The sequence below is a fragment of the Diaphorobacter sp. B2A2W2 genome (assembly GCF_056730635.1).
Genome location: NZ_JBWZOR010000014.1, coordinates 21,938 through 41,873, shown reverse-complemented (window position 1 = coordinate 41,873; position 19,936 = coordinate 21,938). Strand labels below are relative to the sequence as shown.

Below are 19,936 nucleotides of genomic sequence, written 5' to 3'. Positions count from 1 at the left end.
GGGCTCCAGTGCAGGTGTATCAAGCGCGGGTAGCTATGGTTTTTGCGTCAGAGAGGTTGCGAAGCCTGCAGGGCGTCGATCTGCTCGGCGCTCCAGCCCAGCTCGGCCAGGATGGCGGCGTTGTGCTGGCCCACGGCGGGCACGGCGTCCATGCGGTAATCGAACGCGCTGTTCACGCCCGGCGGCAGCAGGGCCGGGATGCGGCCCACGGGGGAATCCACCTCGCTCCAGCGCTGGCGTGCGGCCAGTTGCGGGTGCGCCCACAGGTCGGCCATGTCGTTCACGCGGGCGTTGGCGATACCCGCCTGGTCCAGCCGTTCGACGACCTGGGCGGCGCTGAGCGTGGAGAACTCTTGCAGGATCAGCGCCTGCAGCGCGTCGCGGTGGGCGTTGCGCTGGCCGTTGCTGTCAAAACGCGCGTCCGTGGCCACTTCGGGGCGCTGCAGCACGGCGTCGCAAAAGGCCTTCCATTCGCGCTCGTTCTGCAGGCCCAGCATCACCGTCTTGCCATCGCCCGCCACGAACGGGCCATAGGGGTAGATGCTGGCGTGCGATGCGCCGGTGCGCGGCGGCGGCGGCGCGCCGTCAAAGGCGTAGTACATCGGATAGCCCATCCACTCGCCCATGGCTTCGAGCATGGACACGTCGATGTGGCTGCCCTCGCCCGTCTTGCCGCGCAGCAGCAGGGCCGACAGGATGTTGGTGTAGGCATACATGCCCGCGGCAATGTCGGCCACCGAGATGCCGGACTTGGATGGCGTCTCGGGCGTGCCCGTGACGGAGAGGAACCCCGCCTCGCTCTGGATCAGCAGGTCGTAGGCCTTCTTGTCGCGGTACGGGCCGTCCGCGCCGTAGCCGCTGATGTCGCACACGATGAGCTTGGGGTTGTGCGCCTTCAGGGCTTCGTACGACAGGCCCATGCGCGCGGCGGCGCCGGGCGCGAGGTTCTGCACCAGCACGTCGGCGGTCTTGAGCAGCTGCAGCAGCGCGGCCTTGGCCTGGGGCTGCTTCACATCGAGCGCCAGGCTCTCCTTGCTGCGGTTGATCCAGGTGAAGTGCGACGACTGGCCCTTCACGCGCTGGTCGTAGCCGCGCGCGAAGTCGCCGCTGCCGGGGCGCTCTACCTTGATGACGCGCGCGCCCAGGTCGGCCAGCTGGCGCGTGCAGAACGGCGCGGCCACCGCGTGTTCCAGCGAGACGACGGTGATGCCGTCAAGGGGGCGGATGGTTTTTGTCATCGGTCAGTCGTTCCCTGTAGGAGCGCGGTGAGCGGCGCTTGCGACCGGCGCGACCCAAGCCAGCAGACGCCGCGCAAGGGCCGCCCCGCCGCGCTGGCGTCGTCCCCCTTCCCGCGCGAAGCGCGAGAGAAGGGGGAAGCGGCGCAGCCGCTCAGGGGGTTGTTCATCTCAGAACGAACGGGGCAAGCCCAGGATGTGCTCGGCCACGTAGCTGTAGATCATGTTGGTCGAAATCGGCGCCACCTGGTACAGGCGCGTCTCGCGGAATTTGCGCTCGATGTCGTATTCGCACGCGAAGCCAAAGCCGCCGTGGGTCTGCAGGCAGACGTTGGCCGCTTCCCAGCTGGCCTTGGCCGCCAGGTACTTGGCCATGTTGGCCTCGGCGCCCGCGTTCTGGTGGGCGTCAATCTTCTCGCAGGCCTTCCAGCGCATCAGGTTGGCGGCTTCCAGCTCGATGAAGGCATCGGCAATCGGGAACTGCACGCCCTGGTTCTGGCCGATGGGGCGGTTGAACACCACGCGCTCCTTGGCGTATTTGCTGGCCCGGTCGATGAACCAGTAGCCATCGCCAATGCACTCGGCGGCGATCAGCGTGCGCTCGGCGTTCAGGCCGTCCAGCAGGGTCTTGAAGCCCTTGCCTTCTTCGCCCAGCAGCGCGTCCTCGGGGATCTCGAGGTTGTCGAAGAACAGTTCGTTGGTCTCGTGGTTGACCATGTTTAGGATGGGGCGCACGGTGAGGCCGTTGCCAATCGCTTGGTGCAGGTCGATCAGGAAGCACGACAGGCCTTCGGAGCGCTTTTTCACCTGATCGGCGGGCGTGGTGCGGGCCAGCAAAATCATCAGATCGCTGTGCTGGATGCGCGAGATCCAGACCTTCTGGCCGTTGATGACCCAGCGGCCGTCCTTCTTGACGGCGCTGGTCTTGAGCTTGGTGGTGTCGCTGCCCGTGGTGGGCTCGGTCACGCCCATGGACTGGATGCGTAGCTCGCCCGAGGCAATCTTGGGCAGGTATTTCTGCTTTTGCGCTTCGCTGCCGCTGCGCACGATGGCGTTCATCACGTACATCTGGCCGTGGCAGGCGCCGGAGTTGCCGCCGCTGCGGTTGATCTCTTCCATGATGACCGAGGCCTCGGCCATGGTCAGGCCCGAGCCGCCGTACTCCTGCGGAATCAGCGCGGCCATCCAGCCGGCCTGGGTCAGGGCATCGACAAAGGCCTCAGGGTAGGCGCGGGCCTCATCGACCTTGCGGAAGTATTCGTCAGGGTACTGGGCGCACAGAGCGCGCACGGCGTCGCGGATTTCCTGGTACTGGTCGGGCTGGTGGATCATGGTGGATTTCAAGTGTTTTTGCTCTTTAGCGCTGATGCAGCAAGTGCTAGTAGCTATGGATTTGGTAGTGTTCAGGCCAGCGTGGCGGTGCCCTGCATGGTCAGCCAGCCCTCGTGGTCCTGGGCCCACAGCTCCACGGTCTTGCCGTCGCTGGAGGGCTTGCCGTGCACGCTGAACGGGTGCAGGTCGAACGTCGGTCGCACGGCGCGGAAGTCGAACGTGAGCACCTGCGCACCGGGCAGGCTGCGGCGCAGCAGGTCCAGCAGCAGCGTGGCGATCAGCGGGCCGTGCACGATCAGGCCGGGGTAGCCCTCGACCTCGGTCACGTACTTGCGGTCGTAATGGATGCGGTGGCCGTTGAAGGTGAGCGCGGAGTAGCGAAACAGCAGCACGTCGTCGGGCACGATGGTGCGCGACCAGGCGGCCTGGCCCTCCAGCGGCGGCTTTTGCGGCGTGGGCGCCGGGTCGCCGGGCTGGGCGGCGCTGCGGTAGACGATGTCGTGCTCCTCGGTGAGCGCCAGGCCCTGCGCGTTGCGGTACTGGTGCTCCACCAGCACGAAGAGCAGCTCACCCGAGCGCCCGGCCTTGTGCTTGACGGACTGGATGGTGGAGGTGCGCTGCACCTGCTGGCCCACCTGCAGCGGGTTGGCACCATCCCCCTGCATTTCCCAGCGCAGGCGCCCGCCCGCCCACATGCGGCGCGGCAGCGGCACGGGCGGCAGAAAACCCCCGCGCTTGGGGTGCCCGTCCGGGCCGATCTCGCTCTGGCGCGCATGCGGCAGGAAGTACAGCCAGTGCCACAGCGGCGGTACGGTGGTGCCAGGGGCCGGCGCGGGGTCGTCGCGGTCCAGCGTGGCCGACAGCGCCGCGATGGGCGTGGCCGTGAGGGTGTCGCTCAGGGTTTCGCTTTGGCCCTGCCAGGTCTGCAGGTGCGCGAGCTGGGCGGTGTCGATGGTGGGTTCGGTCATGGTCGCCATCGTGCGGTCTGGCCGACACCCGCGCAATCCGCGTTTGTGAAAGCGCCTCTTCGGCGCCCATGAAGCCCCCGGGGTCTTCGCGCCGCTTTCATGGGGCCGAAGCCCGCCCTTGCGATTGCCGAATAGCGCGGGCGGCCCTTTGCCGTCATGCTCGCAGCCATTGATTTCCTATCGCAAACAAAGGACGACAGACATGGCGCAGAAGATGGTGCAGGACAAGGTGGTGGTGGTGACGGGGGCTGGCGGCGGCATCGGGCGCGACATGGCGCTGGCGCTGGCCGCCGCCGGGGCCAAGGTGGTGGTGAACGACATCGGCACCTCCACCACGGGCGAAGGCACCGACGCCGGCCCCGCGCAGAAGGTGGTCGAGGAGATCAAGGCCGCCGGCGGCCAGGCCGTGGCCAACATGGACAGCGTGGCCGAGGCCGCCGCGGCGGGCCGCATCATCCAGTGCGCGCTGGACCACTTCGGCCGTATCGACGGCGTGGTCAACAACGCGGGCATCCTGCGTGACCGCTTCTTCCACAAGATGAGCCTGGACGAGTGGGACGCCGTGCTCAAGGTGCACCTGTACGGCAGTTACTACATGAGCCGCGCGGCCGCCAACCATTTCAAGGAGCAGGAGAGCGGCGCCTTCGTGCACATGACCTCCACCTCGGGCCTGATCGGCAACTTCGGCCAAGCCAACTACAGCGCGGCCAAGCTGGGGCTGGTGGCGCTGTCCAAGTCCATCGCGCTGGACATGCAGAAGTTCCACGTGCGCTCCAACTGCATCGCGCCCTTTGCGTGGAGCCGCATGATCGGCTCGATCCCCACCGACACGCCCGAGCAGCAGGCGCGCGTGGCCAAGATCCAGCAGATGACGCCCAACAAGATCGCCCCGCTGGCCGTGTACCTGCTGTCGGACCAGGCCCAGGACGTGAACGCCCAGGTCTTCGCCGTGCGCAACAACGAGATCTTCCTGATGAGCCAGCCGCGCCCCCTGCGCTCGGTGCACCGCAGCGAAGGCTGGACGCCCGAGTTCATCGCCGAGCACGGCATGCCCGCGCTCAAGGCCTCGTTCGTGCCCATGGAGCGCTCGGGCGACGTGTTCTCCTGGGATCCTGTGTGACAGAGACAACCCCCTGAGGCGCTGCGCGCCTTCCCCCTTCTCTCGCAGCGCTGCGCGCTACGGGAAGGGGGACGCAGCCCTCGCTGCGGGGCGGCGCGGCAGGCCCAGGCCCTTGCTCGGCTGCCCTGGTGTGGGGCGCGCCAGTTTCAAGCGATGCAGGTGACGCGCAGCGTCATGGAGGAACGAAATGGCTATTGACTACCAACACTTGAAAAGCCGGGTTTTCCCGCCGGTGCACCAGCACTACACCGAGCGCGACACCATGCTCTACGCGCTCAGCCTCGGGCTGGGCAACGATCCGCTGAACGCCAGCGCGCTGCGCTTTGTCTACGAGGGGCTGGAAGGCGGCCTGCGCGCCCTGCCGTCGCAGGCCGTGGTGCTGGGCTACCCGGGCTTCTGGGCGCGCGAGCCGGACACGGGCATCGACTGGGTCAAGCTCCTGCATGGCGAGCAGCGCATGCGCCTGCACCGCCCGCTGCCCGCGAGCTGCGAGGTCGTGGGCCACAACCGCATCACGCACCTGACCGACAAGGGCGAGGGCAAGGGCGCCATCATGGTGACCGAGCGGCGCCTGGAAACCGCCGCCGGCGAGCTGCTGGCCACCGTGCAGCAGGTGACCTTCCTGCGCGGGGATGGCGGCTACAGCCAGCAGGGCGGCGGCCAGCCCAGCGACGCACCGCTGCCCGCACTGCAGCCCACGCCGCAGGACCGCGCGCCCGACTTCACCGACACCCAACCCACCCGCCCCGAGGCGGCGCTGCTCTACCGCCTGATGGGCGACTACAACCCGCTGCACGCCGACCCGGCCGTGGCCGCCAAGGCCGGCTTCGAGCGCCCCATCCTGCACGGGCTGGCCAGCTACGGCCTGGTGGCGCATGCGGTGTTGCGCCAGTGCTGTGGCGGCGATCCCGCGCGCCTCAAGGCGCTGGACATCCGATTCGCCGCCCCGGTGTACCCAGGCGAGACGTTGGTGACCGAGATCTGGCGCGTGCCCGGCCAGCCGGCGCAGGTGCAGCTGCGCGCCCGTGTGCTCGAACGCGACAAGGTGGTGCTGAGCCACGGCTTCGCCGAACTGGCGTGAGCTATCAAAAAGTGAGCTGCCGGCGCTTCATAGGTAAGCGCTGGAGCTCGTTCTGAATCAAATACCCTGGAGCACGCCATGAGCGCATCCCCCGTGTTGACCTCCGTGCAGGACGGCATCGGCACCATCACCCTGAACCGCCCCGAGGCACGCAACGCGCTCAACCAGGCCATGCGCCCGGCCCTGGCCGCCGCCATCGCGCAGATGCGCGACGACGCGCAGGTGCACGCGGTCATCCTCACCGGCGCGGGCGGCGCGTTCTGCTCGGGCGGCGACATCTCGGCCATGCTGGACACCACCCGCACCGGCCTGGCCTTTCGCAAGGGCATGCGCGAGCTGCACCAGTGGTTCCCCGAACTCGTGAACCTGGAAAAGCCCGTGATCGCCGCGGTGGACGGCCCGGCCTTCGGCGCGGGCCTGAGCCTGGCGCTGGCGGCCGACTTCGTGCTGGCCACGCGCCGCGCCAAGTTCTGCGCGGTGTTCGGCCGCATTGGCCTGATCCCCGACCTGGGCGCGATGCACCTGCTGCCGCGCATCGTGGGCCAGCAAAAGGCCAAGGAGCTGGTCTTCACCGCGCGCACCGTCGATGCCGAAGAAGCCAAGCAACTGGGCATGGTGTTCGACATTGTGGCCGACGCCACCGCGTTGACCGAGGCCGCGTTGGCGCTGGCGCGGCGTTTTGGCGAGGCCTCCACGGCTGCCATCGGCATGGCCAAGACCATCATGAACCAGTCCTTCGAGAGCGACGCGCGCACCATCGCCGAGCTGGAGTCCTATGCGCAATCTGTGTGCCGTGGCTCCGACTACCACCAGGACGCGGTGCGACGGTTCAAGGACAAGCAGCCGCTGCGCTTCGACTGGGACAGGAAATGACTCCCCCCCGTGTCGCCTTCGGCGCCATCCCCCCAGGGGGGCGACGCCAGTGGCCGGGCAAAGCCCGCACCACGGCGTCCGCTGGCATGGCCTGCTCCGCGGCCATCGGACCGGTGCCGGCGCGCCAGTTTCATGGGTTGCGGGGGGCGCGCTGCGCCATGGATGGCTGATATGAGCGTATTGGCCGAACGTTTGCAGGCACTGATCCGCCCCGGCGACACGCTGTGGTGGGGCCAGGCCACGGCCGAGCCGCTGACGCTCACGCGCGCCGTGGTGCAGCAGCGCCACGCGCTGGCGCAGGGCGGGCGGCTGCGCGTGTTCGTGGGCATCGGCGCGTCGGACACGCTCCAGCCCGGGCAGGCCGACGCCATCGATTTCTTCGGCTATGCCGCGGGCGGGCCGCACCGCGCCCTGGCCCAGGCCGGCGTGCTGGACATCCTGCCCAGCCACTATTCCCATCTGCCGGGCCTGATCCGCGCGGGGGTGCTGCCGGCCGACGTGGTGCTGCTGCAGGTGTCGCCGCCCGATGCGCAGGGCCGCTACAGCCTGGGGCTGGTGCAGGAATACCTGCCCGCCGCCATCGAGCGCGCGCGCGTGGTGATTGCCGAGGTGCACCCCGACGTGCCCTGGACGCACGGCGGCCTGCACCTGCAGGCCAGCGACTTCGCGCTGCTCATCGACGCCGAGCACCCGCCGCTGGACCAAAGCCGCAGCGCGCCCGGCCCGGTGGAGCAGGCCATTGCGCGCCATGTGGCGGGGTGGGTGGAAGACGGCGCCACGCTGCAGCTGGGCATCGGCAACCTGCCCGAGGCCGTGCTGGCCGCGCTGCACGGCCACCGCGACCTGGGCCTGCACAGCGGCGCGGTGGGCGACGGCATTGCCGCTCTGGCCGAGGCCGGCGTGCTCACCAACGCCAGGAAGAGCCTGGACACCGGCGTGGGCATTGGCGGCATCCTCATGGGCGGCGAGAAGCTACGCCGCTGGGCGCACCGCAACCCACAGATCGAGCTGCGCGGCACCGACTACACGCACGACCCCGAGGTGCTGGCCACCAGCCACAAGCTCACCGCCATCAACGCGGCCATCGAGGTAGACCTGACCGGCCAGATCAATGCCGAGGTGGCCGCCGGCTGCTACGTGGGCGCTGTGGGCGGCGCGGTGGACTTCCTGCGCGGCGCCGCCCGCAGCAAAGGCGGCCTGCCCATCGTGGCCCTGCCCGCCACCGCCAAGGGCAAGACGCGCATCGTGGCGCAGCTCTCGGGCCCGGTGAGCACGCCGCGCAGCGACGCGGGTCTGATCGTCACCGAGCATGGCGTGGCCGACCTGCGCGGCCAGACGCTGTCGCGCCGCGTGCGCCGGCTGATCGACATTGCCGCCCCCGAACACCGCGCCGACCTGGAGCGCCAGGCCCACGACACGCTGCGCCGCTGTGGCGCGGCATTTCAAATTTGATAGCTATTAGCGCAATCCAGATAAGCGCTAGCGGCCATTTTCATTCATATTTCAAGGAGCAACACCATGCGCAGAGCCGCCATCGTCACCCCCGTCCGCACCCCTGTCGGCACCTTTGGCGGCAGCCTGCGGCCCGTGCCCGTCGAGGAGCTGGCCGCCACCACGGTGCGCGCCGTGGTCGAGAGGAGCGGCATCGACCCCGCACGCATCGACGACGTGGTGATGGCCCAGTCGTACGCCAACAGCGAGGTGCCCTGCGTAGGCCGCTGGGCCGCGCTGCAGGCGGGCCTGCCGGTGTCGGTGCCGGGCATGCAGCTGGACCGGCGCTGCGGCGGCGGCCTGCAGGCCATCGTCACCGCGTCGATGATGGTGCAGAGCGGCGCCGCCGACGTGGTGATCGCCGGCGGCGTGGAGAGCATGAGCAACATCGAGTACTACAGCACCGACATGCGCTGGGGCGCGCGTTCTGGCAATGTGCGCTTTTTTGACCGCCTGGACCGCGGCCGTGAACGCTCGCAGCCGGTGGAGCGCTTCGGCAAGATCAGCGGCATGATCGAGACGGCGGAGAACCTGGCGCGCGACTATGGCATTACGCGTGAGGAGGCCGATGCCTTCGCGCTGCGCAGCCACCAGCGTGCGGCCGCCGCCTGGGAGGCGGGCCGCTTTGCCGACGAAATCGTTCCCGTGCAGGTGCCGCAGCGCAAGGGCGAGCCGGTCACGTTTGCCCGCGATGAGGGCTTTCGCGCCGACGTCACGCCCGAGAGCCTGGCCAAGCTGCGCGTGCTGATGCCGAACGGCACCGTGACCGCCGGCAACGCCAGCCAGCAAAACGATGCCTCGGCCGCCTGCCTGATCGTGGCCGAGGACAAGTTGGCCGAGCTGGGCCTCACGCCCATGGCCACGCTGGTGGGCTGGGCGGCCGCGGGCTGCGAGCCCTCGCACATGGGCATCGGCCCGGTGCCGGCCGTGAAGAAGCTGCTCGCGCGGCTGAACCTGCGCATCGACGACATGGATCTGGTGGAGCTCAACGAGGCCTTCGCCTGCCAGGTGCTGGCCGTGCTCAAGGGCTGGGAATGGCGGGACCAGGATGCCATCGCGCACAAGCTCAACGTCAACGGCTCGGGCATCTCGCTGGGCCACCCCATCGGCGCCACGGGCGTGCGCATCCTGGCCACGCTGCTGCATGAGCTGCAGCGCCGCAAGGGCCGCTACGGCCTGGAGACCATGTGCATCGGCGGCGGCCAGGGCATCGCCGCGGTGTTCGAGCGCGTCTGACGCGCGGCGCTTGCACTGAGCGGCGGATCTGCGCCCCCGCAGACCGCCGCGTGTGACTGCGTGACCTGGCGCCTTGCACGGCTGCGGTGCAAGGCGCGCGCCAGCGTGCGCGTTGTTGGCCTGGCCCTAAGGACACCTGAACCCCGGCTTTGGCAAAAGCAGATTCCCAGCGTGCGCACCGGGCCGCACCATTGCTGCCAACGCGCTGGCCCTTCGCCCCAGCGGTGCCCGCGTTACCTACAACATCAGGAGACACACCATGCCCGCTTCCCGTCGTCTCGCCACGGCCGCCCTGGCCCTGGCGCCTTTCGCCTTCGCTCTGCCTGCCGCCGCGCAGGACGGCCAGCCCGTGCGCCTCATCGTGGGCTATGCCGCGGGTGGCCCCGTGGACCAGGGGGCGCGCCTGTTCGCACCGGCCCTGTCCAAGGAACTGGGCATGCCGGTCATGGTGGAAAACAAGACCGGCGCCAACGCCACCATTGCCGGCAGCGAGGTCGTGCGCTCCAAGCCCGATGGCATGACGCTGTGGTTTGCGGCCAGCCCCACCATCACCATCAGCCCCAATGTGATGACCAAGATGCCGTTCGACCCGGCCAAGGACCTGACGCCTGTGGCGCCCATCCTGAGCTACTACAACGTGCTGGTGGTGAACAACAACGAGCCCTACAAGAGCGTGCGCGAGTTGGTGGCCACCGCCAAGTCCAATCCGGGCAAGCTGGCCTACGGCTCGGCCGGTGTGGGCGGATCCAACCATCTGGGCGCGCTGCTGTTCGCCAAGCGCAGCGGCATCGAGATGAACCACATCCCCTACAAGGGCAACGCCCCGGCGATGACGGACGTGATCGGCGGCCAGCTCAACATGATGCTGGACATCATCAGCACCGCCAGCGCCTACATCCACAGCGGCAAGGTGCGCGCCGTTGCCGTCACCTCGCCGCAGCGCAATGCCTCGCTGCCAGACGTGCCCACGTTCGCCGAGTCGGGCATCGACGGCCTCAAGGGCTTCGACGTGGGTGGTTGGTACGGCGTCTATGGTCCCAAGGGCATGTCGCCCGAGCTGGTGGCCAAGCTCAACAAGGCCGTCAATGCAGCGTTGCAGCAACCCGATCTGAAGAAGCGCTACAAGGAACTGGGCTACGACGAGTGGACCGGCGCGCCGCAGAAGCTGGCCGAGCGCGGCGCCCAGGAGCGCGCCATGTGGGCCACGGTGACCCAGGGCATCACCGTGGATTGAGATGGCAGAGCGCATCCATCACCTGCTGGACCGCTGGCTGGCCGAGGCGCCCGCGCGGCCCTTCATTCATCTGCCGGACGGCCGCAGCCTGAGTTTTGTCGACCTGGGCGCGCTCACCGACACGGCCGAGGCCGAACTGCGGGCCCTGGATGTGCGCCCTGGCGACCGCGTGCTGGTGGTGGCCGAGAACTGCCCCGAGCATGCTGCGCTGATCCTGGCCTGCAGCCGCGTGGGCGCCTGGTCCTGCGGCGTGAACGCACGCATGGCGCCCGCCGAGATCGACGCCTTCGTCGGCAAGGCCGATGCGCGCGTGGTGTTCTTCACGGCTGCGGCATCGCGCAGCGCTGCCGCGCATGCCCAGCGCTTCGCGGCGGTCGATTCCGCGCTGCCGGGCATGCAGCACGGCGCAGTTCTCCAGGACGCGCAGCCTGAGGCAGGTGCGCTGCGCGATACGGTCGCCTCGCTGATCTTCACCTCGGGCACCACGGGCCAGCCCAAGGGCGTGATGCTCACGCACGATGCGCTGATCCACTTCGCGCGTGTGTCGGGGGCATCGCGTGCGCTGGGTCCGCAGGACCGCAGCTACGCCTTTGTGCCCATGACCCACATCTTCGGTCTGGGCACGGTGCTGATCAGCTCGCTGCTGGCCGGTGCGCAGCTCGTGATGCGTCCGCAGTTCGATCCCGACGACCTGCTGGATGCGCTGGTCCACCATGGCGTGTCGCAGCTGCAGGGGCCGCCCGCGCTGTTCTCGCGCCTGCTGGCGCATCTGCAGGAGCGCGGCATCCAGCGGCCCGAGGCGCCGGCGCTGCGCTATCTCTACACCGGAGCGGGCCCGCTCGACCTGGCGCTGAAGCAGCGCGTGGAGGCCGCCTTCGGCCAGGCGCTGCACCACGGCTACGGCCTGTCGGAATACGCGGGTTCGGTGCACCTCACGCGCCTGGGCGAGCAGCGGCCCGACACCAGTGCCGGCTACGCCGTGGCCGAGGCCGAGGTGCGCGTGACCGACCCGGCCACCGGCGAGCCGCTGCCGCTGGGCGAGCGCGGCGAGCTGTGGATCCGCGGCCGGGGGCTGATGCCCGGCTACTTCCGCGACCCCGCGGCCACGGCCGCGGTGATGCGCGAGGGCGGCTGGTACGCCAGCGGCGACCTGGGCGAGATGCATGCCGACGGCGCGCTGTTCGTCGTGGGGCGCCTGAAGGAAATGATCATCCGCTCGGGCTTCAACGTCTACCCCGCCGAGGTGGAGACCGCGCTCAACACCCACCCCAGCGTGCAGCGCTCGGCCGTGGTGGGCCGCACCGTGGAGGACGGCAACGAGGAGATCGTGGCCTTTGTGGAGTTGCGCCCCGGCGCCGCGCTGGATGCCGATGCCATGCAGTCCCATTTGCGCGAGCTGCTCGCGCCCTACAAGCGCCCGTCCCACATCGTCGCTCTGAGCGAGCTGCCCACCAATACCAACGGCAAGGTGCTCAAGCGCACCTTGAAAGACCAGGCCTTGGGCCTGACCACCTGAACGATAGGAGACACACCATGCATTCCACCACCTCCCGCCGCAGCTTCATCACCGGCAGCCTGCTTGCCGCCGCCCATCCGCTGGCGGCGCTCGCGGCCGATCCCTGGCCCAGCAAGCCCGTGCGCTTCATCGTGCCGTTCCCGCCCGGCGGCCCGGTGGACACCACCGCCCGCGTCTTCAGCCACAGGCTGTCCGAGATCTGGAAGACGCCCACCGTCATCGACAACCGCGCCGGCGCGGGCGGCGTGGTGGGCGCCACGGCCGCCGCCAAGGAGGCACCCGACGGTTACGGCCTCTTCGTGGGTGCCATCCACCACTCGGTCAACCCTTCGTTGATGGGCAAGCTGCCCTACGACATCGAGAAGGATTTCGCGCCCATCAGCTTCGCGGCCATGTTCCCCGTGTTCATCGTGGCGCACCCCTCGGTGCCGGCCAACACCATCCAGGAGCTGATCGCGCTGGCCAAGAAGGGCACGCCGCTGGCCTATGGCTCGTCGGGCAACGGGGGCGGCACGCACCTGGCGGGCGAGCTGTTCAACATGGAGGCGGGGACCAAGCTGCAGCACATTCCCTACAAGGGCAGCGCCCCCGCGATGAACGACCTGCTGGGCGGCCAAGTGCAGCTCATGTTCAGCGACGCACCCACGGCGCTGCAGCACATCAAGAGCGGCCGCGTGAAGGTGCTGGGCGTGGCCAGCCGCCAGCGCTCGGCCATGCTGCCCGACGTGCCCACGGGCGTGGAATCGGGTCTGCCGGGCTATGAGGCGTATTCGTGGGCCGCGCTGTTCGCGCCCGCCAAGACGCCCCAGGCTGTGCTGGACAAGATCAACGCCGACTTCAACACCGCGATGAAAGACCCCGCCGTACGCCAGCGCCTGCTGGACGCCGGCGCCGAGGCCGATCCCGGCACGCAGGAGCAGATGCGCCAGCGCCTGCGCGGCGAGCTGGACAAGTGGGCCAAGGTGATCAAGACGGCGGGGATCACGCCGGGTTGATGCCGCGGCGAAGACGCCCTTTCAGATTGTCGAATTGAAGTGATGCGGTGGCCGGGGCATGCTGTGCCTCGTACTCCGAAGACTCGAAGAATCCCATGCACCTGAGCGCACAGACCCACTACCAGGCCGAGCTGGATGCCGGCCGCTTTTGCCTGCAGCACTGTCCGCAGTGCAAGAACCACGTATTCACGCCGCGCGAGCTGTGCCCGCACTGTGGCGCCAGCCCGCTGCGCTGGGTGCGTGCCAGCGGCCTGGGCACCGTGTATTCCGCCACCACCATCGCACGCAAGGCGGACGCGGGGGGCAACTACAACGTCGCGCTGATCGATCTGGATGAAGGCGTGCGCATGATGAGCCGCGTGGAGGGGGTGGCGCCCCAAGACGTGCGCATCGGCCAGCGGGTGCAGGCCCGCGTGGCGCAGAAGGACGGGCGCGGCCTGGTGCTGTTCCAGCCCGCAGCGCAAGGGGGTGCCGCATGAGCCGCGTTCCGCAATCCCCCCTGGACGCCGCCGCCGTGAACCGGCCGCTGCGCGGCCGCGCAGCCATCGTCGGCGCCGCCACCTACGGCTGCGGCGAGGCGCCCGGCATGGACGACATGACGCTGCTGGTGCGTGCAGCACACGCGGCCGTGGCCGACGCGGGGCTGACCATGCAGGACATCGACGGCCTGGCCACCTGCAGTGTGAACGCCAGCATGTGGACCATGCCGGTGATCGAACACCTCGGCATCAACCCGACCTATGTGGACGGCACGATGATCGGTGGCTCCAGCTTCATCGCCCACCTGCTGCCCGCCATCCGCGCGCTGGAGGCCGGGCAGTGCAAGGCCGTGCTGGTGTGCTACGGCAGCGCGCAGCGCTCGGCCACCTTCGGGCGCAAGGAAAGCGTGGCCGCACGCCGCTTCCTGGACCCGCAGCCCTACGAATTTCCCTATGAGCCGGTGCTGCCCGTGTCCGCCTATGCGCTGGCCGCCGCGCGCCACATGCACGAATTCGGCACCACGCGCGAACAACTGGCCGAGGTGGCCGTGGCCGCACGCGCCTGGGCGCAGCAGAACCCCGAGGCGTTCATGCGCGACCCGCTCACCATCGAGGATGTGCTGGCGGCCCGGCCGATCGCCAGCCCGCTCACCGTGCGCGACTGCTGCCTGGTGACGGACGGTGGCGGCGCCCTCGTGCTCACCCGCGCCGAGCGCGCGCGCGACCTGCCCAATCCGCCCGTCTATGTGCTGGGCAATGCCACCGCGATCTGGAACCGCCAGATCTCCTGCATGCCCGACCTGACGACCACCGCGGCAGCGCAGTCGGGCGCCCAGGCCTTCGCGATGGCGGGTTTGCAGGCCAAAGACATGGACATGGCCCAGGTCTACGACGCGTTCACCATCAACACCCTGCTGTTCCTGGAAGACCTGGGCTTCTGTGCCAAGGGCGAGGGCGGTGCCTTCGTGCAGAACGGCGGCATCGCGCCCGGCGGGCGCCTGGCCGTGAACACCAACGGCGGCGGCCTGTCGTGCGTGCACCCGGGCATGTACGGCATCTTCGCGCTGATCGAGGCCGTGCGCCAGCTGCGTGGCGAGGCCGGCGCGCGCCAGCTATCGCGTCATGACACCTCCGTGGTGCATGGCAACGGCGGCACGCTGTCCAGCCAGTCCACCGCCGTGCTCGGCACCGCCGACACCCTCTGAACCCGCATACCGAAGAAAGAACCCTCATGATCCGCGACCCAGACATCCTGGAAGCCCTGCTCGACAGCGTGCGCCGCTTTGTGCGAGAACGCCTGGTGCCGGCCGAGAACGAAGTGGCCGAGACCGATGAAATCCCCGAGTCCATCGTGCAGGAGATGCGCGAGCTGGGCCTGTTCGGCATGACCATTCCCGAGAAGTTCGGCGGCCTGGAGCTGACGATGGAGGAGGAGTGCCGCGTACTGTTCGAGCTGTGCCAGACGGCGCCGGCCTTCCGCTCGATCATCGGCACCACCGTGGGCATCGGTTCGCAGGGCATCCTGATGGATGGCACGCCCGAGCAGCAGGCCCAGTGGCTGCCCAAGCTGGCCACCGGCGAGGTCATCGCCTCGTTCGCGCTGACCGAACCCGAGGCGGGATCGGACGCCGCATCGCTGCGCACCACGGCCATCAAGGACGGCGACCACTACATCGTCAACGGCACCAAGCGCTACATCACCAATGCGCCGCACGCCGGCATGTTCACGCTGATGGCACGCACCAACCCGGCCGACAAGGGCGCGGGCGGCGTGTCCTCGTTCATCGTGGACGCCAAGACGCCCGGCATCAGCTTTGGCAAGTACGACAAAAAGATGGGCCAGCGCGGCGCCCACACCTGCGACGTGAACTTCGACAACGTCAAGGTGCCGGCGGCCAACCTCATCGGCCTGCAGGAGGGCCGCGGCTTCAAGACCGCCATGAAGGTGCTGGAAAAGGGCCGCATCCACATCGCCGCGGTGGCGGTGGGTGTGGCCCAGCGCATCCTGCGCGACGCCCTCGCATATGCCCTGGAGCGCAAGCAGTTCGGCCAGCCCATCTGCGACTTCCAGTTGGTGCAGGCCATGCTGGCCGACAGCCAGGCCGAGCTGTACGCCGCCGAGTGCATGACCATCGACGCCGCGCGCCGCCGCGACGACGGGCACAACGTCTCCACCGAGGCCTCGTGCGCCAAGATGTTTGCCACCGAGATGTGCGGCCGCGTGGCCGACCGCGCGGTGCAGATCCTGGGCGGCGCAGGCTACATGGCCGAGTACGGCATCGAGCGCTTTTACCGCGACGTGCGCCTGTTCCGCTTGTACGAGGGCACGACGCAGATCCAGCAGATCATCATCGCGCGCAACATGGTGCGCGAGGCGCGCGCCGCATGAGCGGGGTGCCGCCGCTGGTGGACCGCAGCGCCTTCATGCGCCTGATCGGCGCCGCGCAGGTGCCGGCGCCGCCGGGCAAGGTGCAGGTGCGCTTGCCGCACCTGCGCGAGGAACTGCTCAACCAGTTACCCGCTGCGCATGGCGGCGTGGTCATGGCGCTGCTGGATTCCGTGATGTCGCGCGCCGCGGGCGAGCTGCCCGAGGCGCCCTCGCAGACCGCGGTGACGGTGGAGATGAGCAGTCGCTTTCACCGCCCGGGGCGCGGCGCGCTGCTGGCCGAAGGCTGGGTGGTGCATGCCACGCGCAGCCTGTGCAGTTGCGCGGGCCAGCTGCTGGACGAGGACGGCCGGCTCGTGGCCACCGCACACGGCACCTTCAAGTACTGGCTGGCGCCGACCACGCTTGATTCAAAAAAGTGAGCTGCTAGCGCTTGTCTAGCAAGGGCTAGAGGCCAATTTCATTCAAAGATCGCGCGGGCCGCTGCCGCTACCGCTGTGGCTGCGGCGGTCACTCCAGCTGCAGCCGCCCTTGCGCATCGGCCACCAGCAGGTCCACCAGTTCCTGCGCAAAGCTGGGCAGGGCCTCCATGCTGCGCACGCAGATCTGCATCTCGCGCACCGACCAGGCGTCCGACAGCGGCACGATGGCGATGGCCATGGCCTGCGCATGGCGGCTGGCGGCGGACTCGGGCAGCACGCCCACGCCCACGCCGGCCTCGATCATGCGGCAGGCCGTCTCGAAGTTGCCGACCTGGATGCGCAGCTTGATCGGGCGGTGCAGCTGGTCGCTGGCGTGGCGCAGGAAGGCGTGGATGGCGCTGGATTCGTGCAGCCCCACGTAGTCCAGCTCCAGCGTGTCGGCAAAGTCGATCTGCATCTCGCCGTCGAGGGCATGGCCCTTGGGGACCACCAACACCAGCCGGTCGCGGCGGTAGGGCAGGGTCTCCAGGTTCTCGGTGCGCACCAGGCCGGCGACGATGCCGATGTCGGTCTGCCCCTCGGTCACGGCGCGCACGATGTCGTGCGACAGGCGCTCGCGCAGGTCGATGTTCACGTCGGGGTTGCGGCGCAGGAAGTGCCGCAGCACCGGCGGCAGGAATTCGCCCAGAGAGGTGGTGTTGGCGAACACGCGCACATGGCCCTTGATGCCGCGCACGTATTCCTGCATGTCGCCGCGCAGGTGTTCAATCTGCCCGAGCACCATGCGCGCGTGGGACACGAAGGCCTGGCCCGGCGGTGTGAGCGTCACGCCCTGGCTGGTGCGGTACAGCAGCTTGGTGCCGATGCTTTCTTCCAGGTTCTTGATGCGCGTGCTGGCCGCCGGCAGGGAGATGAAGGAGAGTTCCGCGCCGCGCGTCATGCTGTTGGCGTCGGCGATGTGCACCATCAGGCGCAGATCCACAAGATCGAAATGCATGGCCATGGCCGGCATTGTAGAAAGCGCTGGATACCCTGGCGGCCCTGCGTGAACGCCAGCTTTCACAAATGCAAAGCCGCGGCGCCGGGGCTGGCCGTACCATGCGCTTTCCGCTCGGCAAACACCGCCTGTCCATGACCACCCCTGATTCCTCCTCTTCCCCAGGCGCAGGCCGCGCCGGCGCGCTCGGCCATCTGCGCGTACTCGACCTATCGCGCGTGCTGGCCGGCCCGTGGTGCACCCAGAACCTGGCCGACATGGGCGCCGACGTGATCAAGATCGAGAAGCCCGGCGATGGCGACGACACGCGCCACTGGGGCCCGCCGTTCTTTCCCGATGCCGACGGCCAGCCGAGCGAACACGCCTGCTACTTCGTCGCCTGCAACCGCAACAAGCGCTCCGTCACCGTGGACATGGCCACGCCCGAGGGGCAGCGGCTGATCCGCGAGCTGGCCCAGCAAAGCGATGTGGTGGTGGAGAACTTCAAGACCGGCGGCCTCAAGCGCTACGGGCTGGACTACGAAAGCCTGTCGGCCCTGAACCCGCGCCTGATCTACTGCTCGGTCACCGGCTTCGGCCACACCGGGCCGTATGCGCCGCGGGCCGGCTACGACCTGCTGATCCAGGCCATGAGCGGCCTGATGAGCATCACCGGCCATGCCGATGGCGAGCCTGGCGGCGGCCCGATGCGCGTGGGCGTGGCTGTGATCGACCTGTTCACCGGCATGTATGCCACCACCGCCATCCTGGGTGCGCTGGAGGCGCGCCACCGCACGGGACGCGGCCAGCACATCGACATGGCGTTGCTGGACGTGGCCATGGCGGTGCTGGCCAACCAGGGTGCGGGCTTCCTCAACGCCGGCAACATTCCGAAGCGCCAGGGCAACACCCACCCCAGCGTCGTGCCCTACCAGGACTTTCCCACGCAGGACGGCAACATGCTGCTGGCCATCGGCAACGACGGGCAGTTCGCGCGCTTTTGCGAAGCGGCGGGTACCGACTGGGCCGGTGACGAACGCTTTGCCACCAACGCCGGCCGGGTGACCCACCGTGAGACGCTGATCCCCCTGATGGCCGCCCTCACGCGCACGCGGCCCACGGCCGCCTGGATCGCGCTGTTGGAGGACAAGGCCGTGCCCTGCGGCCCGATCAACCACGTCGGCCAGGCGTTCGACGATGCGCAGGTGCGCGCACGCGGACTGCGCGTGGAGCAGCAGCGCTACCCCGGCGCCCAGCCGCCGGCCGGCGAGGTGGTCAACCGCGTGGTGACCACCGCCAGCCCGCTGCGCTTGTCCGATACGCCCGTCACCCTGCGCTATGCCCCGCCCGCACTGGGTCAGCACACCGACGAGGTGCTGCGCGAGCGGCTGGGGCTGGATGCCGCGCAGCTGCAGGCGCTGCGCGCGCAGCGCGTGCTCTGAGGCAGCGTCAGAAGGCGTGGGCCACGCCCACGCCGAACGCCGTGCGCGAGGGGTTGTGTTCGTAGCGCTGGTGCCCCAGGCTCGCGTAGAGCATGGTGCGCTTGGACAGGTGGTACTCCGCCCCCAGTGACGCCATGTGGTGGGTTACCCCGTCGTTCAGCCGCTGGCGACCGTAGCTGGCGCGCAGCGTGGTGACACCCAGGGCGTAAATGCCGCCCACCGACACCATGCGTGATGTATCGGGGCTGCTCCCCGCGCGGCTGTGGTCGTAGGCCATCATCAGCGTGGCGGCGCCCAGGCGGTAGAGGCCGCCCAGGAACAGGTCCTTGTCACCGCTGCCGTTGCGCTCGTAGCCCACCATGGCGGCCACCGGGCCCTGGTCGTAGTTCAGTGCCACCGAGCCGCCGCGCCCGTCGCGGCCGGGTGCCTGGGTGCGCTCGGTCGAGGCGCTGGCATTGAACGAGAAGCCGTCCCAGGTGGGCGAGTCGTAGTAGATGCCGTTGGTCATGCGTCCATATTCCGCGGCGCCGTTGTTGCTGGCGCGGTCGGTAGGCGTGTAGTAGTGGGCCATGTGCCAGGCGGTGGAGGCAATGCGGTTGAAGTTCGAGAAGGCGTCGAACTTCCATTCCTGGCTCCACATCGCGCTGAGGGCGCGGCCCAGGCGCAACTGGCCCCAGCCGCCTTGCAGGCCCACGGTGGATTCGTCATGCCAGAAGGGCTTGCTGCCCGCCCCTTCGGATTGCCCCGTGTCCAGCTCGAAGCGTGTGCTCAGGCGGAAGGTGGCCTTGAGGCCACCGCCCAGGTCTTCCGTGCCGGCCACCGCCAGATGGCTGCGCTGGATCGTCCCCAGCTTGCGGGTCTTGTCGTAGTCACGAAAGACGCCGGTGTCCAGATAGCCGCTGATGGTCACTTGCGACTGCGCGGCGGCCGGCAGGGCGAGGGCGGCGAGGGTGGCAAAACTGAGAGGCAGGCATTGGGACATGCGCATCCTGGGGAGACTCCTTGTGTGATGAAACGCCCTGCCGCTCCCTCTCGGGGAAGGCATGGGCGTGGCGCTGCCGCAGGCAGCAGGGAGAGCAATGAAACTGGCCATCGCAGGAATGGCCAGCGCGATGACGCGCCCGGCAGACGGTTCGGGATTCCAGGTGGC

General features: G+C 68.9%; 18 protein-coding genes. 13 read left to right on the top strand and 5 right to left on the bottom strand.

Translation table 11 applies throughout. The features are described 5' to 3' along the window. Positions 1-47: 47 nt before the first annotated feature. From AC1PPL_RS18045 to AC1PPL_RS18035, 3 genes are all read right to left on the bottom strand, one after another. Positions 48-1,238 (bottom strand): CaiB/BaiF CoA transferase family protein, encoded by a 1,191-nt coding sequence (locus AC1PPL_RS18045; RefSeq protein ID WP_479973845.1) that lies wholly within the window; start codon positions 1,236-1,238, stop codon positions 48-50. 168 nt (positions 1,239-1,406) lie between these two features. Next, on the bottom strand, positions 1,407-2,567 hold the full coding sequence (locus tag AC1PPL_RS18040) for an acyl-CoA dehydrogenase family protein (RefSeq protein ID WP_287965031.1): 1,161 nt from the start codon (positions 2,565-2,567) through the stop codon (positions 1,407-1,409). 71 nt (positions 2,568-2,638) lie between these two features. Further along, on the bottom strand, positions 2,639-3,544 hold the full coding sequence (locus AC1PPL_RS18035) for an HTD2 family dehydratase (RefSeq protein ID WP_088887931.1): 906 nt from the start codon (positions 3,542-3,544) through the stop codon (positions 2,639-2,641). A 193-nt stretch (positions 3,545-3,737) separates the two neighbouring features. Here AC1PPL_RS18035 and AC1PPL_RS18030 point away from each other — a divergent pair, with 193 nt between their 5' ends. From AC1PPL_RS18030 to AC1PPL_RS17975, 12 genes are all read left to right on the top strand, one after another. Continuing rightward, positions 3,738-4,655: an SDR family NAD(P)-dependent oxidoreductase gene (locus AC1PPL_RS18030; protein WP_011803589.1), complete on the top strand. Its 918-nt coding sequence runs from the start codon at positions 3,738-3,740 to the stop codon at positions 4,653-4,655. Positions 4,656-4,842: 187 nt separating this feature from the next. Further along, positions 4,843-5,736 carry a MaoC family dehydratase gene (locus AC1PPL_RS18025; RefSeq protein ID WP_479973844.1) on the top strand — a complete coding sequence of 298 codons (894 nt, stop codon included), beginning with the start codon at positions 4,843-4,845 and terminating at the stop codon, positions 5,734-5,736. A 78-nt stretch (positions 5,737-5,814) separates the two neighbouring features. Continuing rightward, positions 5,815-6,609, top strand: a complete 795-nt coding sequence (locus AC1PPL_RS18020; protein ID WP_479973843.1) for an enoyl-CoA hydratase/isomerase family protein — start codon at positions 5,815-5,817, stop codon at positions 6,607-6,609. A 171-nt stretch (positions 6,610-6,780) separates the two neighbouring features. After that, positions 6,781-8,061, top strand: coding sequence for an acetyl-CoA hydrolase/transferase family protein (locus AC1PPL_RS18015; RefSeq protein ID WP_479973842.1), 1,281 nt, complete (start codon positions 6,781-6,783; stop codon positions 8,059-8,061). A 66-nt stretch (positions 8,062-8,127) separates the two neighbouring features. After that, complete coding sequence (locus AC1PPL_RS18010; RefSeq protein WP_479973841.1) at positions 8,128-9,336, top strand: acetyl-CoA C-acetyltransferase; 1,209 nt, start codon at positions 8,128-8,130, stop codon at positions 9,334-9,336. A gap of 259 nt (positions 9,337-9,595) precedes the next feature. After that, positions 9,596-10,570, top strand: coding sequence for a Bug family tripartite tricarboxylate transporter substrate binding protein (locus tag AC1PPL_RS18005; RefSeq protein WP_103736889.1), 975 nt, complete (start codon positions 9,596-9,598; stop codon positions 10,568-10,570). A 1-nt stretch (position 10,571) separates the two neighbouring features. Continuing rightward, positions 10,572-12,086 carry a class I adenylate-forming enzyme family protein gene (locus AC1PPL_RS18000; protein ID WP_479973840.1) on the top strand — a complete coding sequence of 505 codons (1,515 nt, stop codon included), beginning with the start codon at positions 10,572-10,574 and terminating at the stop codon, positions 12,084-12,086. Between the two features lie 17 nt (positions 12,087-12,103). Next, a complete protein-coding gene (locus AC1PPL_RS17995; RefSeq protein WP_312792454.1) occupies positions 12,104-13,081 on the top strand; it encodes a tripartite tricarboxylate transporter substrate binding protein in 978 nt (325 codons plus the stop codon). A 95-nt stretch (positions 13,082-13,176) separates the two neighbouring features. After that, on the top strand, positions 13,177-13,560 hold the full coding sequence (locus tag AC1PPL_RS17990; protein ID WP_172205255.1) for a Zn-ribbon domain-containing OB-fold protein: 384 nt from the start codon (positions 13,177-13,179) through the stop codon (positions 13,558-13,560). After that, complete coding sequence (locus AC1PPL_RS17985; protein ID WP_479973839.1) at positions 13,557-14,765, top strand: thiolase; 1,209 nt, start codon at positions 13,557-13,559, stop codon at positions 14,763-14,765. Before AC1PPL_RS17990 ends, AC1PPL_RS17985 begins: the two co-directional genes overlap by 4 nt. A gap of 26 nt (positions 14,766-14,791) precedes the next feature. Beyond that, the gene (locus tag AC1PPL_RS17980; RefSeq protein WP_479973838.1) at positions 14,792-15,949 is read left to right on the top strand and encodes an acyl-CoA dehydrogenase family protein; all 1,158 of its coding nucleotides are present in this window, start codon (positions 14,792-14,794) and stop codon (positions 15,947-15,949) included. Continuing rightward, a complete protein-coding gene (locus AC1PPL_RS17975) occupies positions 15,946-16,368 on the top strand; it encodes a PaaI family thioesterase (protein WP_103736886.1) in 423 nt (140 codons plus the stop codon). Before AC1PPL_RS17980 ends, AC1PPL_RS17975 begins: the two co-directional genes overlap by 4 nt. A gap of 88 nt (positions 16,369-16,456) precedes the next feature. Here AC1PPL_RS17975 and AC1PPL_RS17970 read toward each other — a convergent pair whose 3' ends face one another. Continuing rightward, positions 16,457-17,371, bottom strand: coding sequence for a LysR substrate-binding domain-containing protein (locus tag AC1PPL_RS17970; RefSeq protein ID WP_088888632.1), 915 nt, complete (start codon positions 17,369-17,371; stop codon positions 16,457-16,459). Between the two features lie 128 nt (positions 17,372-17,499). Here AC1PPL_RS17970 and AC1PPL_RS17965 point away from each other — a divergent pair, with 128 nt between their 5' ends. After that, positions 17,500-18,786 carry a CaiB/BaiF CoA transferase family protein gene (locus AC1PPL_RS17965; RefSeq protein WP_479973837.1) on the top strand — a complete coding sequence of 429 codons (1,287 nt, stop codon included), beginning with the start codon at positions 17,500-17,502 and terminating at the stop codon, positions 18,784-18,786. A 7-nt stretch (positions 18,787-18,793) separates the two neighbouring features. On the opposite strand, the gene AC1PPL_RS17960 is transcribed toward AC1PPL_RS17965, so the two are convergent. Then, positions 18,794-19,774 carry a porin gene (locus AC1PPL_RS17960; protein ID WP_479973836.1) on the bottom strand — a complete coding sequence of 327 codons (981 nt, stop codon included), beginning with the start codon at positions 19,772-19,774 and terminating at the stop codon, positions 18,794-18,796. Positions 19,775-19,936 lie beyond the last annotated feature (162 nt).

Excerpts from the sequence above, each read along its gene's own strand:
- AC1PPL_RS18045 (WP_479973845.1), bottom strand. The coding sequence starts at position 1,238 with ATGACAAAAACCATCCGCCCCCTTGACGGCATCACCGTCGTCTCGCTG.
- AC1PPL_RS18040 (WP_287965031.1), bottom strand. The coding sequence starts at position 2,567 with ATGATCCACCAGCCCGACCAGTACCAGGAAATCCGCGACGCCGTGCGC.
- AC1PPL_RS18035 (WP_088887931.1), bottom strand. The coding sequence starts at position 3,544 with ATGGCGACCATGACCGAACCCACCATCGACACCGCCCAGCTCGCGCAC.
- AC1PPL_RS18030 (WP_011803589.1), top strand. The coding sequence starts at position 3,738 with ATGGCGCAGAAGATGGTGCAGGACAAGGTGGTGGTGGTGACGGGGGCT.
- AC1PPL_RS18025 (WP_479973844.1), top strand. The coding sequence starts at position 4,843 with ATGGCTATTGACTACCAACACTTGAAAAGCCGGGTTTTCCCGCCGGTG.
- AC1PPL_RS18020 (WP_479973843.1), top strand. The coding sequence starts at position 5,815 with ATGAGCGCATCCCCCGTGTTGACCTCCGTGCAGGACGGCATCGGCACC.
- AC1PPL_RS18015 (WP_479973842.1), top strand. The coding sequence starts at position 6,781 with ATGAGCGTATTGGCCGAACGTTTGCAGGCACTGATCCGCCCCGGCGAC.
- AC1PPL_RS18010 (WP_479973841.1), top strand. The coding sequence starts at position 8,128 with ATGCGCAGAGCCGCCATCGTCACCCCCGTCCGCACCCCTGTCGGCACC.
- AC1PPL_RS18005 (WP_103736889.1), top strand. The coding sequence starts at position 9,596 with ATGCCCGCTTCCCGTCGTCTCGCCACGGCCGCCCTGGCCCTGGCGCCT.
- AC1PPL_RS18000 (WP_479973840.1), top strand. The coding sequence starts at position 10,572 with ATGGCAGAGCGCATCCATCACCTGCTGGACCGCTGGCTGGCCGAGGCG.
- AC1PPL_RS17995 (WP_312792454.1), top strand. The coding sequence starts at position 12,104 with ATGCATTCCACCACCTCCCGCCGCAGCTTCATCACCGGCAGCCTGCTT.
- AC1PPL_RS17990 (WP_172205255.1), top strand. The coding sequence starts at position 13,177 with ATGCACCTGAGCGCACAGACCCACTACCAGGCCGAGCTGGATGCCGGC.
- AC1PPL_RS17985 (WP_479973839.1), top strand. The coding sequence starts at position 13,557 with ATGAGCCGCGTTCCGCAATCCCCCCTGGACGCCGCCGCCGTGAACCGG.
- AC1PPL_RS17980 (WP_479973838.1), top strand. The coding sequence starts at position 14,792 with ATGATCCGCGACCCAGACATCCTGGAAGCCCTGCTCGACAGCGTGCGC.
- AC1PPL_RS17975 (WP_103736886.1), top strand. The coding sequence starts at position 15,946 with ATGAGCGGGGTGCCGCCGCTGGTGGACCGCAGCGCCTTCATGCGCCTG.
- AC1PPL_RS17970 (WP_088888632.1), bottom strand. The coding sequence starts at position 17,371 with ATGGCCATGCATTTCGATCTTGTGGATCTGCGCCTGATGGTGCACATC.
- AC1PPL_RS17965 (WP_479973837.1), top strand. The coding sequence starts at position 17,500 with ATGACCACCCCTGATTCCTCCTCTTCCCCAGGCGCAGGCCGCGCCGGC.
- AC1PPL_RS17960 (WP_479973836.1), bottom strand. The coding sequence starts at position 19,774 with ATGCGCATGTCCCAATGCCTGCCTCTCAGTTTTGCCACCCTCGCCGCC.